Annotated in this window: 14 protein-coding genes; 10 read left to right on the top strand and 4 right to left on the bottom strand. The window is 70.3% G+C overall.

Going from position 1 to position 12,603, the window contains the following annotated elements:
• Positions 1-28: 28 nt before the first annotated feature.
• From QSK32_RS11835 to QSK32_RS11875, 9 genes are all read left to right on the top strand, one after another.
• Complete coding sequence (locus tag QSK32_RS11835; protein ID WP_045741247.1) at positions 29-757, top strand: helix-turn-helix transcriptional regulator; 729 nt, start codon at positions 29-31, stop codon at positions 755-757.
• Positions 754-2,175 (top strand): Fe-S cluster assembly protein SufB, encoded by a 1,422-nt coding sequence (sufB, locus tag QSK32_RS11840; RefSeq protein ID WP_045741246.1) that lies wholly within the window; start codon positions 754-756, stop codon positions 2,173-2,175. Before QSK32_RS11835 ends, sufB begins: the two co-directional genes overlap by 4 nt.
• A 42-nt stretch (positions 2,176-2,217) precedes the next feature.
• Positions 2,218-3,345, top strand: a complete 1,128-nt coding sequence (gene sufD / locus QSK32_RS11845) for a Fe-S cluster assembly protein SufD (RefSeq protein WP_285471883.1) — start codon at positions 2,218-2,220, stop codon at positions 3,343-3,345.
• Positions 3,346-3,347: 2 nt separating this feature from the next.
• Positions 3,348-3,680, top strand: a complete 333-nt coding sequence (locus QSK32_RS11850; protein WP_045741244.1) for a Rieske (2Fe-2S) protein — start codon at positions 3,348-3,350, stop codon at positions 3,678-3,680.
• The gene (gene sufC, locus QSK32_RS11855) at positions 3,677-4,435 is read left to right on the top strand and encodes a Fe-S cluster assembly ATPase SufC (RefSeq protein ID WP_045741243.1); all 759 of its coding nucleotides are present in this window, start codon (positions 3,677-3,679) and stop codon (positions 4,433-4,435) included. The genes QSK32_RS11850 and sufC overlap by 4 nt, the downstream gene beginning before the upstream one ends.
• Before the next feature lie 11 nt (positions 4,436-4,446).
• Positions 4,447-5,676 carry a cysteine desulfurase gene (locus tag QSK32_RS11860; protein ID WP_285471884.1) on the top strand — a complete coding sequence of 410 codons (1,230 nt, stop codon included), beginning with the start codon at positions 4,447-4,449 and terminating at the stop codon, positions 5,674-5,676.
• Entirely contained in the window at positions 5,676-6,131 is a 456-nt protein-coding gene (gene sufU / locus QSK32_RS11865; protein ID WP_045741241.1) for a Fe-S cluster assembly sulfur transfer protein SufU, read from the top strand. Before QSK32_RS11860 ends, sufU begins: the two co-directional genes overlap by 1 nt.
• 224 nt (positions 6,132-6,355) lie before the next feature.
• Complete coding sequence (locus tag QSK32_RS11870) at positions 6,356-6,739, top strand: metal-sulfur cluster assembly factor (protein WP_045741368.1); 384 nt, start codon at positions 6,356-6,358, stop codon at positions 6,737-6,739.
• Positions 6,740-6,899: 160 nt separating this feature from the next.
• Entirely contained in the window at positions 6,900-7,778 is an 879-nt protein-coding gene (locus tag QSK32_RS11875) for a maleylpyruvate isomerase family mycothiol-dependent enzyme (protein WP_285471885.1), read from the top strand.
• A gap of 686 nt (positions 7,779-8,464) precedes the next feature.
• Here QSK32_RS11875 and QSK32_RS11880 read toward each other — a convergent pair.
• The 4 genes from QSK32_RS11880 to QSK32_RS11895 all read right to left on the bottom strand — a co-directional run bounded on the left by QSK32_RS11880 (position 8,465) and on the right by QSK32_RS11895 (position 11,855).
• Positions 8,465-9,334 (bottom strand): alpha/beta fold hydrolase, encoded by an 870-nt coding sequence (locus QSK32_RS11880; protein ID WP_045741239.1) that lies wholly within the window; start codon positions 9,332-9,334, stop codon positions 8,465-8,467.
• Between the two features lie 124 nt (positions 9,335-9,458).
• Positions 9,459-10,703 carry an MFS transporter gene (locus QSK32_RS11885; RefSeq protein ID WP_285471886.1) on the bottom strand — a complete coding sequence of 415 codons (1,245 nt, stop codon included), beginning with the start codon at positions 10,701-10,703 and terminating at the stop codon, positions 9,459-9,461.
• On the bottom strand, positions 10,700-11,104 hold the full coding sequence (locus QSK32_RS45715) for a helix-turn-helix domain-containing protein (RefSeq protein WP_245673864.1): 405 nt from the start codon (positions 11,102-11,104) through the stop codon (positions 10,700-10,702). Before QSK32_RS45715 ends, QSK32_RS11885 begins: the two co-directional genes overlap by 4 nt.
• Positions 11,105-11,165: 61 nt before the next feature.
• Complete coding sequence (locus tag QSK32_RS11895) at positions 11,166-11,855, bottom strand: histidine phosphatase family protein (RefSeq protein WP_285471887.1); 690 nt, start codon at positions 11,853-11,855, stop codon at positions 11,166-11,168.
• A 93-nt stretch (positions 11,856-11,948) separates the two neighbouring features.
• Between QSK32_RS11895 and QSK32_RS11900 the strand changes: the two genes are divergently transcribed.
• Positions 11,949-12,542 carry a LysE family transporter gene (locus QSK32_RS11900; protein ID WP_285471888.1) on the top strand — a complete coding sequence of 198 codons (594 nt, stop codon included), beginning with the start codon at positions 11,949-11,951 and terminating at the stop codon, positions 12,540-12,542.
• Positions 12,543-12,603 lie beyond the last annotated feature (61 nt).

Genomic DNA, 12,603 nt, shown 5'->3' on the forward strand with positions numbered 1-12,603 from the left:
GCTGGACGAAATACGTAACGTTGGCGTAGTGAAATACGAGGTGCTGTCCGGCGACGGCGCGGGGGCTCCGGCCACCGTGACGGACGGGCGCACCCGTGACCGGGTCGCGCACCTGCTCATCGAGCGGGGTGCCGCCACCGCCGCGGAGCTCGGCAAGGTGCTCGGGCTGAGCCCGGCCGCGATCCGCAAACACCTCGACGCGATGCTCGCCGATCATCTGGTGGAGACACGGGCCGTCCGCTCGGACCGTCCCCGGGGCCGTGGCCGCCCGGCCAAGGCGTTCGTGCTGACCGCCGCCGGCCGTGAGGGTCTGATCCCGCACCACTACGACGGTCTGGCCACCGCCGCCCTGCGCTGGATCGCCTCGACGCATGGCCCGCAAGCGGTGTCCGCGTTCGCCGAGACCCAGGTGGGCGCCCTCGAGGGTCGGTTGCACGCCGCGCTGGCCTCGGCCGGCCAGGACCCGCTCGCCCGTGCCGAGGCGCTCGCCGAGGCATTGACGGCCGAGGGATACGCTGCCAATGCGACCACCATCGCGTCGGGTGGCCAACTGTGCCAACATCACTGCCCGGTGGCTCACGTGGCTGCCGAGTTCCCTCAGCTGTGCGACGCCGAGACCGAAGTCATCTCCCGGCTCATCGGCACCCACGTGCAGCGCCTCGCCACCATCGCGCACGGCGACGGGGTGTGCACCACGCACATTCCCGCTTCGAAGTGCGCTCCTGCCACCACGGTTAGTAAGGACAGATTGCAATGACGGACCAGATCGTGACCCAGGAAGAGCACCTCGCCGCTCTTGGCCGGTACGAGTACGGCTGGGCCGACGCTGACGTTGCCGGCGCGGCGGCGCAGCGCGGCCTGTCCGAATCCGTGGTGCGCAACATCTCCGCTCTGAAGAACGAACCGCAGTGGATGCTCGACCTGCGGCTCAAGGGCCTGCGCCTGTTCGACCGCAAGCCGATGCCGCACTGGGGCGCCGACCTCACCGGCATCGACTTCCAGAACATCAAGTACTTCGTGCGCTCCACCGAGAAGCAGGCCGCCAGCTGGGAGGACCTGCCCGAGGACATCAAGGCGACGTACGACAAGCTGGGCATCCCGGAGGCCGAGAAGCAGCGCCTGGTCGCCGGTGTCGCCGCGCAGTACGAGTCCGAGGTCGTCTATCACGCGATCCGCGAGGACCTCGAGGAGCAGGGCGTCCTGTTCCTGGACACCGACACCGCGCTCAAGGAGCACCCGGAGCTCTTCCAGGAGTACTTCGGCACGGTCATCCCGGTCGGTGACAACAAGTTCGCCGCGCTCAACACCAGCGTGTGGTCCGGCGGCTCGTTCATCTACGTGCCGAAGGGCGTGCACGTGGACATCCCGCTGCAGGCCTACTTCCGGATCAACACGGAGAACATGGGCCAGTTCGAGCGGACCCTGATCATCGCCGACGAGGGCAGCTACGTGCACTACGTCGAGGGCTGCACGGCGCCGATCTACTCGTCCGACTCGCTGCACTCCGCGGTCGTCGAGATCGTCGTGAAGAAGAACGCCCGGGTGCGGTACACGACCATCCAGAACTGGTCGAACAACGTCTACAACCTGGTCACCAAGCGCGCCACCTGCGAAGAGGGCGCGACCATGGAGTGGGTCGACGGCAACATCGGCTCCAAGGTGACGATGAAGTACCCGGCCGTCTACATGACCGGCGCGCACGCCAAGGGCGAGGTCCTCTCGATCGCCATGGCCGGCCAGGGTCAGCACCAGGACTCCGGCGCCAAGATGGTGCACGCCGCGCCGCACACCTCCTCGACGATCATCTCCAAGTCGATCGCCCGGGGCGGCGGCCGCACGTCGTACCGCGGTCTGGTGCAGGTGCTGGAGGGCTCGGCCAACTCCAAGAGCACGGTCAAGTGCGACGCGCTGCTGGTCGACACGATCTCCCGGTCGGACACGTACCCGTACGTCGACATCCGCGAGGACGACGTGAACATGGGGCACGAGGCGACCGTCTCCAAGGTCAGCGAGGACCAGCTCTTCTACCTGATGAGCCGTGGCCTGACCGAGGACGAGGCGATGGCGATGATCGTGCGTGGCTTCATCGAGCCGATCGCCAAGGAGCTCCCGATGGAGTACGCCCTGGAGCTGAACCGCCTGATCGAGCTGCAGATGGAAGGCGCTGTCGGCTGATTTCGAGCTGGCGTTCCGGACGATCATCTTAAAAAGGACGAAATGACAACCGAGGCCATCGCCCCGCCGAGCACCAAGTCCCAGGTGCTGCGCTCCTTCGACGTCAACGACTTCCCGGCCCTCAACGGGCTGGAGGAGGAGTGGCGTTTCACCCCGCTCAAGCGTCTGCGTGACCTGGTCAAGGCCACCGCCCTGACCGGCGCCGCACCGTCGGTCGAATACGGCGATCTGCCGGCCGGCGTCACGGTCTCGTCCGTCTCCGCGGTCGACCCGATCCTGACCCCGTTCGACCGGATCAGCGCCCTGGCGTACGGCTCGGCGTCGAGCATCACCCTGATCGAGGTGGCTGCCGAGGCCGAGCCGGCCGAGGCCGCCGTGATCCGGGTGGTCGGCAAGGGCGGCGACGCCGCGGCCGCGCGGACCGTCGTCACGGTCGGCGCGTTCGCCAAGGCGACGATCGTGCTGGAGCAGGTCGGCACGGTCACGCTCGCCGACAACATCGAGGTCGTCGTCGCCGACAGCGCGCAGCTGACCTTCGTGACGCTGGCCGACTGGGACCGCGACGCCGTCCAGGCGCAGCACGTCAAGGTCAAGGTCGGCAAGGACGCCCGGGTGCAGCACGTCCAGGTCACCCTGGGCGGCGACCTGGTCCGGCAGTTCACCAGCGTGGAATACGCCGGCCGCGGCGGCGACGCCGAGCTCTGGGGTCTGTACTTCGCCGACTCCGGCCAGCACCAGGAGCACCGCCAGCTGGTCGACCACAGCGTGCCGGACTGCCGCAGCTACGTCGGCTACCGTGGCGCGCTGCAGGGCGCGTCGGCGCACACCGTCTGGGTCGGCGACGTGCTGATCCGGGCGGAGGCGACCGGCACCGACACGTACGAGATCAACCGCAACCTGGTGCTGACCGACGGCGCCCGCGCCGACTCGGTGCCGAACCTCGAGATCGAGACCGGTGAGGTTGCCGGGGCTGGCCACGCCAGCGCGACCGGTCGTTTCGACGACGAGCAGCTGTTCTACCTGATGGCCCGCGGCATCCCCGAGGGGGAGGCGCGCAAGCTGGTGGTCCGGGGCTTCTTCGCCGAGCTGATCAACAAGATCCCGGTCGAGGAGCTGCGCGAGCGTCTCGGCGACACCATCGAGGCGCGCCTGGCCGAGGCCGGGCAATAGTCATGCCGTTCGAGAACGTCGGGTCCGTCACGGACGTGGCCAAGGGCACCGCCCTCCAGGTGGAGGTCGACGGGGTCGAGGTCGCGGTCGTGCACGCGGACGACGACCAGTTCTACGCCGTACGCGACGAGTGCAGCCACGCCTCGGTGGCCCTCTCCGAGGGCGAGGTGGACGGCTGCGCGCTGGAATGCTGGTTGCACGGGTCCCGTTTCGACCTGCGCACCGGCGAGCCCTCCGGCCCGCCCGCCATCGACCCGGTGGCGGTCTACCCCGTCGAGATCCGCGACGGCGACATCTACGTTTCGACCGAACCGAGTAATGGAGTAGAGCCGTGAGCACCCTGGAGATCCGTGACCTGCAGGTTTCGGTGAAGCTGCCCGAGGGCGAGCTGAAGCCGATCCTGGCCGGGGTCGACCTGACCGTGAAGGCCGGCGAGACCCACGCCATCATGGGTCCGAACGGTTCCGGCAAGTCGACGCTGGCCTACTCCATCGCGGGCCACCCCAAGTACGAGATCACCGGCGGCACGGTGACCCTCGACGGCGAGGACGTGCTCTCGCTGACCGTCGACGAGCGTGCCCGGGCCGGCCTCTTCCTGGCCATGCAGTACCCCGTCGAGGTTCCCGGCGTGTCGGTGGCCAACTTCCTGCGTACCGCCAAGACGGCGATCGACGGCGAGGCGCCGAAGCTGCGCACCTGGGCCGGCGAGCTGCGCGGCGCCATGGAGAAGCTGCAGATGGACCCGGCCTTCGCGCAGCGCAACGTGAACGAGGGCTTCTCCGGCGGTGAGAAGAAGCGTCACGAGATCATGCAGCTCGAGCTGCTCAAGCCGAAGGTCGCGATCCTCGACGAGACCGACTCCGGCCTGGACATCGACGCGCTGCGGATCGTCAGCGAGGGCGTCAACCGGGTCCGCGAGACCGGCGAGACCGGCTTCCTGCTGATCACCCACTACACCCGGATCCTGCGCTACATCAAGCCGGACTTCGTGCACGTCTTCGTCGGCGGCAAGATCGTCCAGCAGGGCGGTCCGGAGCTCTCCGAGCAGCTCGAGGCCGAGGGCTACGAGAAGTTCCTCACCAAGGCCTGAGAGGTTCTCCGATGAGTTTCGACGTCGCGCGGGTGCGCAAGGACTTCCCGATCCTCGAGCGGGAGGTGAACGGCCACCCGCTGGTCTACCTGGACAGCGCCAACACCTCGCAGAAACCGGTGCAGGTGCTCGACGTCATGCGCGCGCACCAGGAGAAGTACAACGGCAACGTGTCGCGCTCGGTGCACACCCTGGGCACCGAGTCGACCGAGGCCTACGAGGGTGCCCGAGCCAAGATCGCGGCGTTCATCGGCGCGGCGAGCCCGGACGAGGTGGTCTTCACCAAGAACTCCACCGAGGCCCTCAACCTGGTCGCGCACTCCGCCGGACAGCACCTGCGGCTCGGCCCCGGTGACGAGATCGTGATCTCCGAGATGGAGCACCACTCGAACATCGTCCCGTGGCAGCTCCTCTGCGAGCGGACCGGCGCGACCCTGCGCTGGTTCGGGATCACCGACGAGGGCCGGCTCGACGAGTCGGACCTCGACGCGCTGATCACCCCGGCCACGAAGATCGTCTCGCTGGTGCACATGTCCAACGTGCTCGGCACGATCAACGACGTGTCCCGGATCGCCGCCCGGGCCCACGAGGTCGGTGCCCTGGTCGTTCTCGACTGCTCCCAGTCGGTGCCGCACCTGCCGATCGACGTGCGCACCCTGGGCGCCGACCTGATCGCGTTCACCGGGCACAAGATGCTCGGACCGACCGGCATCGGCGTCCTGTGGGGCCGCTTCGACCTGCTCGAACAGCTGCCGCCGTTCCTCGGTGGCGGCTCGATGATCGAGACGGTCACGATGACCGGCACGACCTACGCCGCCCCGCCGGCCCGGTTCGAAGCCGGCACCCCGCCGATCACCGAGGCGATCGGCCTGGGCGCGGCGGTGGACTACCTGACCGGACTGGGCATGGAAGCGGTCCACCAGCACGAACTGGAGATCACCCGGTATGCGCTGGACACTCTGAGCGGCGTACCCGATGTGCGGATCTTCGGTCTGTCCTCTCCGGAGGGCCGGGGCGGCACGGTGTCGTTCGGCGTCGACGGGGTACACCCCCACGACGTGGGACAGATCCTGGACGCGCTCGGCGTGGAGGTGCGGGTCGGGCACCACTGTGCGCGGCCGGTGTGCGCGCGGTTCGGGGTGCCGGCGATGACGCGCGCCTCGTTCTACCTCTACACGACCACGGACGAGATCGACGCCCTGGCGCGCGGCCTCGACCAGGTCCGGAAGGTGTTCGGCTGATGATGCTCGACGGTCTCTACCAGGAGATCATCCTGGATCACTACAAGCATCCGCACGGTCGTGGTCTGCGGGACCCGTTCGACGGGGAGGCGCACCACGTCAACCCGACGTGCGGCGACGAGATCACCATGCGGGTGAGTTCCGATCTGTCCGAGATTTCGTACGACGGGCTCGGCTGCTCGATCAGCCAGGCCTCCGCATCAGTGCTGTACGAACTGCTGCAGGGAACGGACGTGGCCGAGGCGTCCGGAATCCACCATGCTTTCGTCGAACTGATGCAGGGCCGCGGCCAGATCGAGCCGGACGAGGAGGTCCTCGGTGACGGCATCGCCTTCGCCGGGGTCGCCAAGTTCCCGGCCCGGGTCAAATGCGCGCTGCTGCCCTGGATGGCGTTCAAGGACGCCGCGGCGCGCGCCGGTGTGGACGTGGGCGTGAGCCCGGAGGTGAAGGCATGACCGAGAAAACAGCTTCTTCAGTGTCGACCGCCCCCGACCCCGAGACGGCCCCGCCCGTCGCCGCCGGCGAGGCGGTGACGATCCTGTCGTCGCCGCCCGCCGAGGAGGAAGGCGTCAAGACCGTCGCCTCCGTCCCCGGCGACGCGTCGGCCGTCGACGACGAGGTGCCCGGCTGGCTGGCCACCGAACGCGCCGAGGCCGAGGAGGCCGGCGAGCCCGTCGAGGTGCCGGCTGTCGGCGTCTCCGCGGCCGCCGAGACCCCCGACGCCCCCGTCGCGGTGTCGAAGGCGACGCTGGCCGACATCGAGGAGGCGATGAAGGACGTCGTCGACCCCGAACTCGGCATCAACGTCGTCGACCTGGGCCTGGTCTACGGCGCCCACGTGGACGAGGACAACATCGCCACCCTAGACATGACGCTCACCTCGGCGGCCTGCCCGCTGACCGACGTCATCGAGGACCAGACCCGTCAGGCCCTGACCACCGGTCCCGGCGGCGGCCTGGTCCAGGACTTCCGCATCAACTGGGTCTGGCTCCCGCCGTGGGGCCCTGACAAGATCACGGACGATGGCCGGGAGCAGCTCCGGGCGCTCGGCTTCAACGTCTGAGCTGTCCCTCGACAGGGCGGTACGCGATCAGCGTGCCGCCCTGTGCCGTACCCCGGGGTTTGCCTCGTATCCGGGGGCGTCGTACCCCGGGGGTTGTCTCGCACGCCGGTCGTTTGTCGTACCCCGGTGGTTTGTCGTACCTCGGTGATAGAAACCGAGGATGACTGCGACACCGCCCTTCCCCGAGCTCCTCGCCCTGATCGACAGCCGGTCGGCGGCCCTCCGCGACGCGGTGGCAGCCGCGCCCGACCTGGTGGCGACGGTTCCCGGCTGCCCCGAATGGACGCTGCGCGACCTCGTCACCCACACGGGCAAGGTGCAGCGGTTCTGGGCGGCGGCGGTGACAGCGGCCGACGATTCCGGGCCACCGACCGCCGAGCAGCTCGGCGACCGCGAACCGCCGTCCATGAGTCCCGGCGGTGACGATCCGGCGGGTGCCGGGCCTACTGGCGGTGACGGTCCGTCGAGGGCCGGGCTTGCGGGCGGCGCGGCGGCGGGTGCGACTCGCGGCGGGCACGAGCGCCATGACGTGCTGCTCGACTGGTTCGCCGCCTCCACGGAGTCCCTGCTCACGGCCCTGCGCGCGGCCGGCCCCGACACGCCCTGCTGGGCCTGGTGGGAGTCGTCGGTCGCACCGTTGACGGCCGGCACGGTGGCACGTCACCAGGTGCAGGAGGCAGCCGTGCACGCCTACGACGCCCAGGAGACCATCGGCAGCCCCGAGCCGATCCCGGCCGCGGCCGCCGTCGACGGGGTCAGCGAGTTCCTGACCGTCTGCCTGGGTTCCCGCACGCCGTGGCCGCACCGCCCGGCCCGGGTGGCGTTCCAGGCGATCGAGGGCCCGTCGTGGACCCTCGACCTCTCCCCGTCCGGCGCCACTGTGGGCCCTGCCGCCTCCGGCGATCCGGTGACCAGGTTGCAGGGCCGGGCCAGTGACCTGGTGTTGGCGCTCTACCGCCGGATCCCCCTCGCGGACGTCCGGGTCGACGGCGATCGTGAGGTGGCCGGCCAGCTGCGGGAGTGGTGCCGCATCGACTGACCCGGCTCTCCGCCGACTGACCCCGCTCGACTGACCCCGCTCGCTGTCACCTGCTGGCCGGCTGCCGTTGGCCGATCGCTGTTCGCCGCTGGCTGTTGCCGCTCGCCGTTTGCTGGCTGGCCGTCTCCGCTGCCCGTGTTCCTGGCTGCCCGTGTTCCTGGCTGCCCGTGTTCCTGGCTGCCCGTGTTCCTGGCTGCCCGCGTTTCTGGCTGCCCGCGTTTCTGGCTGCGTGCGTTCCTGCGTCGGCGATCGTGGTGCGCCTATCACCGTCCTGGGTTGTCGGCGTACCACGATCGAAACGGCAACCACCCATGCGGATCGATCGTGGTGCGCTGACCACTTCGGCGGGTGGCCTGTGCACCACGATCATCAATCCTCGGTAGAGCGTGCGTCCCCGGTTCGGTCCTGCCGCCCGTGGCACCGCGCAGCGTGAACGAGAGCATGCGGACTCGCGACATGGCGCTCCATTGGCGTCCGGCTCCGCGTCCGGCTCCGCGAACGGCTCCGCGAACGGCTCCGCGTCCGGCTCCGCGTCCGGCTCCGCGTCCGGCTCCGCGTCCGGCTCCGCGAACGGCTCCGCGTCCGGCTCCGCGAACAGGTGTGGCTGACCGACGCCATGGGCGGGCGCCGAAGGAAGCTGAGTGGTGTCGCGTCCGGCGGCGCCCGATGTGATCCGGGAGCGGGGGTCAGGCGGGCCCGATGGGGAAGGACTCGGCCAGGAACTCCAGGATCAGGGGGTTGGCTCGGTCGGGGCTTTCCAGGGTGGGGAGGTGGCCGGCCCAGTCGAGCTCCCGGTGGCGGGCGTTCGGGAAGACGGTGGCGAGGTGCGCGGCGATCTGCCGGAAGTCGGGCAGGTCGTGGGCGCCGGAGAGGAGCAGGACAGGCGCGGTGAACTCGGAAAGGTCTGCCGACGGCGAGGCTTCCGACGGCGAGGCTTCCGTCGGGTCGGAGATCTCAGTGTCGGTTTCAGCCTCAGCGCCGGAGGCGGAGTCCACGCCGGTGGTGGTCTCGGTGTCAGCGGCGGCGGCTTCGGCGTCGGCGGCCAGCTGGATGGTGAAGGCGTGGTGCTGCATGAGGTGCAGCTTGGCGCGTGTCGCGTCGTCGGCCAGCGGGCCCAGCCAGAGGTCGACGTTGAGGGCGGTGGCCGCTTCGGCGTCGCCGGCCTCCAGTAGGGCGTCCTCGCGGTCGCCGAACGCGCTCAGCTCCGGGCTCGGGTCGTGGCCCCGCATCGCCGTGGCGATCAGGAGCAGGGCCGGGACCGTCTGCGGGGAGCGGGCGATCAGGTCGAGGGCCACCCGTCCGCCTCCGGAAGCGGCGATCACCGCGGCCCGGGTGGCGCCCAGGGAGGTCAGGAGGGTGAGGACGTCGTCGGCGTCGTTGTAGTCGCCGGTGGGCACCGGGGTCGAGCCGTAACCGTTGAGGTCGCAGCGGACCACCCGGTATCCGGCGCCGGCCAGGACGGGGACCTGCGGGTCCCACATGCGGCGGTCGCCGGTTGTCGAATGCAGCAGCAGCACGACCGGCCCGGAGCCGGTCACATCATGATTGAGAGTCATCGAGCAGGACTGTAGCGACCCGTCGGGAACGCCCGCACCCCAGTAGACCCGCGCCGGAGGACCGAGGGCGCCGAGACGGCAGGTCGACAGGTCGACGGGTCGACGGGACGACAGGTCAGGACTGCTACGCCGGGACGACCGCTTTGGCGGGACGCTGCTCGTCGCGTACGGCATCGAGGGCGTGCCATGCCGGGAAGAAGAACGGCGCGGCAGTGACCGCAAGGTATCCCGCGGCCGCGAGAAGCGCCGCCGTCCGCAGCCCGAGCACGTCGGTCGCCCACCCGCCCAGCACGCCGCCGAAGGGGATGCCCGCCCACGACACCGCGATCAGCACGCTCATCACCCGGCCGTGCATGTGCGACGGGATGCGCCCGTAGGCGGCGGCCAGCAGGATCGGGTTGACCGCGGACATCAGGGCGCCGGAGACCGCCGCGGTCGCCAGCACGGCCCACACCCGGTCGGTGGCGGCCACCGCGATGAGCTGGGCCGGTCCGCCGAGGAAGAAACAGATGCCGAGGGTACGCCGCCGCGGCAGCCGAGGTGCCAGGATCGTGTAGATGATGTTGCCGGCGACCGCGCCGAGCCCGAAGGCGGTGCCCACGATGCCCAGGGCGGCCGGTCCGTGTAGTCCGTCGCGGACCCAGACGGGGACGAACACCGTCGAGTACGCCTGGTCGAACATGTTGGTGGCGAACAGCATCGACATGATGCCGAGGATCAGCCGGTCCTGGCGTACGTACCGGAATCCGCCGGCGAGCGCCGCAGTGTAGCACTCGCCGGGGCGTGCTGTCTCGGCCGGGCCGACCCGGACCGCGGTGCTGATGATCAGGGCGCTGACGCCGAAGGTGGCCGCGTCGGCGAGTAGCACGATGACCGGGTCGGATGCGGCGATCAGCACGCCGGCCAGCGGCAGCCCGATCAGGGTGGCGGCGCGGCTGACCCCGTCGTAGAGGGCGGTGCCCCGTTCGGTGGTGAGCCCGGCGGCGTCGATGGTGCGGGGGAGCAGGGCGCGTTTGGAGGCGTCGCCGAATCCGCGGAGGGCGCCGGCCAGGGCGATGAGTCCCATCAGCGCGCCGAGGGACAGTCCACCGGCTGCGCAGGCCGCGAAGAGCGGGATGCCGGCTACCGCGAGCATGCTGGCGGCGTCGGCGGCGACGCTGGTCGGGCGGGGGCCGATCCGGTCGACGAGGGGACCGCCGAGGAGCCCGGCCAGGATGTACGGCAGCATTTCGGCGAATCCGGCCAGGCCGGCGAGCAGTGCCGAGTCGGTGCTGGTCAGGACCAGCCAGGGCAGCGCGACGAAGGTGATCCGGCTGCCGAGCATGGAGACGGCCTCGGCGGAGAGGAGGCCGGTGAGCTGGCGGTTCACCACATGCCGTCCGGGAGTTGCGGTAACGCCCGCCATTGGAACACCACCCGCCGGGCGTCGGACCGGACCGGATCGCCGGGGTATTCGTCGAGCAGGGATTCGATGCGGCGTTGCAGGTCGGCCGCTTCAGTGGGGGTGAGGCGCAGGATCCGGCTTCCGGTCGCCGTGTCGCCGGGGTCGACGACACGCCACCATCGTTCCCGGCCGGTGTTGCGGCCGGCGTCCTCTTCGACGAACCCGTATCCGGCGAGTTTGCGCAGGTGGTAGCTGGTGGATCCGGACGACTCACCGAGTCGCCCGGCCAGCCGGGTGGCGGTCGAGGCGCCCTGTTCCCGCAGGATCCCGAGGATCTGGACACGTAGCGGATGGGCGAGGCCACGGAGAGTGTGTGGAGGGAGCACCGTCAAAAGATAAGTTTGCAAATATACCTTTGCAATACGTTCATCGATATTTTTCGGGCATTCATGCAGGCGGCAGATGATCGATGACGTTGTACCCGTCCAGGGTGAGTCGTTCGCCGGTACGCCGGAACCGGCTGACCGAGGCGTTGCGGACGTACCCCGACGCGGCCTCCACCGCCAGCACCCCGTCCCAGTCCAGTTCCTCGAGCACCGCCCGGGTCATCAGCACCACCGCATCGTGGGCGACCACGATCACCCGCCGGCCGTCGTGATCGCGGTGCAGGTCCTCCAGGAAGGACCGCAGCCGGACCGCGATGTCGGCGAACGACTCGCCACCGGGCGGGGCGTAACGGAACTCGCCCGCCTCGGCCCGCCGTGCCGCCTCGTCCGGGAACCGGGCCGTGATCGCCGCCCGGGTCAGCAGCTCCAGATCACCCTGGAGGCGGTCCACCAGACGGTCGTCGGTCGTCGGCTCGGGAAAGTCGACGCCGGACGCCTCGGCGGCGACCCGCCAGGTCTCGCGGGCCCGCAGATACGGCGAGGTGATCACCACGTCGGGCCGCTGCTCCTCCGGCAGCGTGCCCAGCCAGGCGCCCAGCGCGCGGGCCTGCTCCTCCCCGAGCGGGGTGAGCGGGACCTCCGCGTCGCGGCCGCTCACCTCGGCCTCCATCAGGCCTTTCGCGTCCGCGGCGGGGAGGGCGACGTTGGCGAGGCTCTGTCCGTGCCGTACCAGGATCAGTTCAGCGACCATGATCGGACCCTACCCAGCCGGACGCCATCGGTCACTTTCTGGTATCAGGGAGAAGCGAAAAGTGATGAGCGTCTAGTGGGGGAGGTGGGGCCCGTGACCGGGGCTTTCCTCAACGGCGTGATCGCCGGATACGGCATCGCCGTGCCGGTCGGCGCCATCGGCGTGCTGATCGCCACTCTGAGCGCCCGCGACTCGCTGCGCGTCGGTGCCGCCGCCGGCCTGGGCGCGGCCACCGCCGACGGGCTGTACGCCCTGGTCGCCGTCGCCGGGGGAGCGGCCGTCGCCGGGCTGATCGCGCCGGTCGCCGTCCCGCTGCGCTGGGTGGGCGCGGTCGTGTTGCTCGGACTGGCCGCCTGGACGGCCCGGGGTGCGTTCCGCGGCGCCGCGACCGAGCGGGCGGAGCGTCCCACGACGGCGCTCCGGGCGTACGCCGGTGTGCTCGCCCTGACCCTGCTGAACCCGGCCACGGTGATCTATTTCGCCGCGCTGGTCCTCGGCAGCGGCGGTTCCGGCGGAGGGCCGTGGTTCGTCGCCGGTGCCTTCCTGGCCTCGGCGAGCTGGCAACTCTTCGTCGCCGGCGGCGGTTCCCTGATCGGGCGCCTGCTGACCGGACCCCGCGGCCGCCTGATCACCGCGCTGGTCTCGAGCGTCGTGATCGCCGTCCTCGCGGTCCGGCTGGTGCTCTGACGCGCCTGCCGGCCTGCCGCTGTACGGCTGGTGCTCTGACGCGCCTGCGGGCCTGCCGCCG

It is taken from the genome of Actinoplanes sp. NBRC 101535 (assembly GCF_030269225.1).
In the GTDB taxonomy this organism is placed as follows: domain Bacteria; phylum Actinomycetota; class Actinomycetes; order Mycobacteriales; family Micromonosporaceae; genus Actinoplanes; species Actinoplanes rectilineatus.

What these genes read in the sequence shown, in the direction of transcription:
- sufB (WP_045741246.1), top strand. Translation starts at nt 754, where the DNA reads ATGACGGACCAGATCGTGACCCAGGAAGAGCACCTCGCCGCTCTTGGC.
- sufD (WP_285471883.1), top strand. Translation starts at nt 2,218, where the DNA reads ATGACAACCGAGGCCATCGCCCCGCCGAGCACCAAGTCCCAGGTGCTG.
- QSK32_RS11850 (WP_045741244.1), top strand. Translation starts at nt 3,348, where the DNA reads ATGCCGTTCGAGAACGTCGGGTCCGTCACGGACGTGGCCAAGGGCACC.
- QSK32_RS11860 (WP_285471884.1), top strand. Translation starts at nt 4,447, where the DNA reads ATGAGTTTCGACGTCGCGCGGGTGCGCAAGGACTTCCCGATCCTCGAG.
- sufU (WP_045741241.1), top strand. Translation starts at nt 5,676, where the DNA reads ATGATGCTCGACGGTCTCTACCAGGAGATCATCCTGGATCACTACAAG.
- QSK32_RS11875 (WP_285471885.1), top strand. Translation starts at nt 6,900, where the DNA reads ATGACTGCGACACCGCCCTTCCCCGAGCTCCTCGCCCTGATCGACAGC.
- QSK32_RS11880 (WP_045741239.1), bottom strand. Translation starts at nt 9,334, where the DNA reads ATGACTCTCAATCATGATGTGACCGGCTCCGGGCCGGTCGTGCTGCTG.
- QSK32_RS11895 (WP_285471887.1), bottom strand. Translation starts at nt 11,855, where the DNA reads ATGGTCGCTGAACTGATCCTGGTACGGCACGGACAGAGCCTCGCCAAC.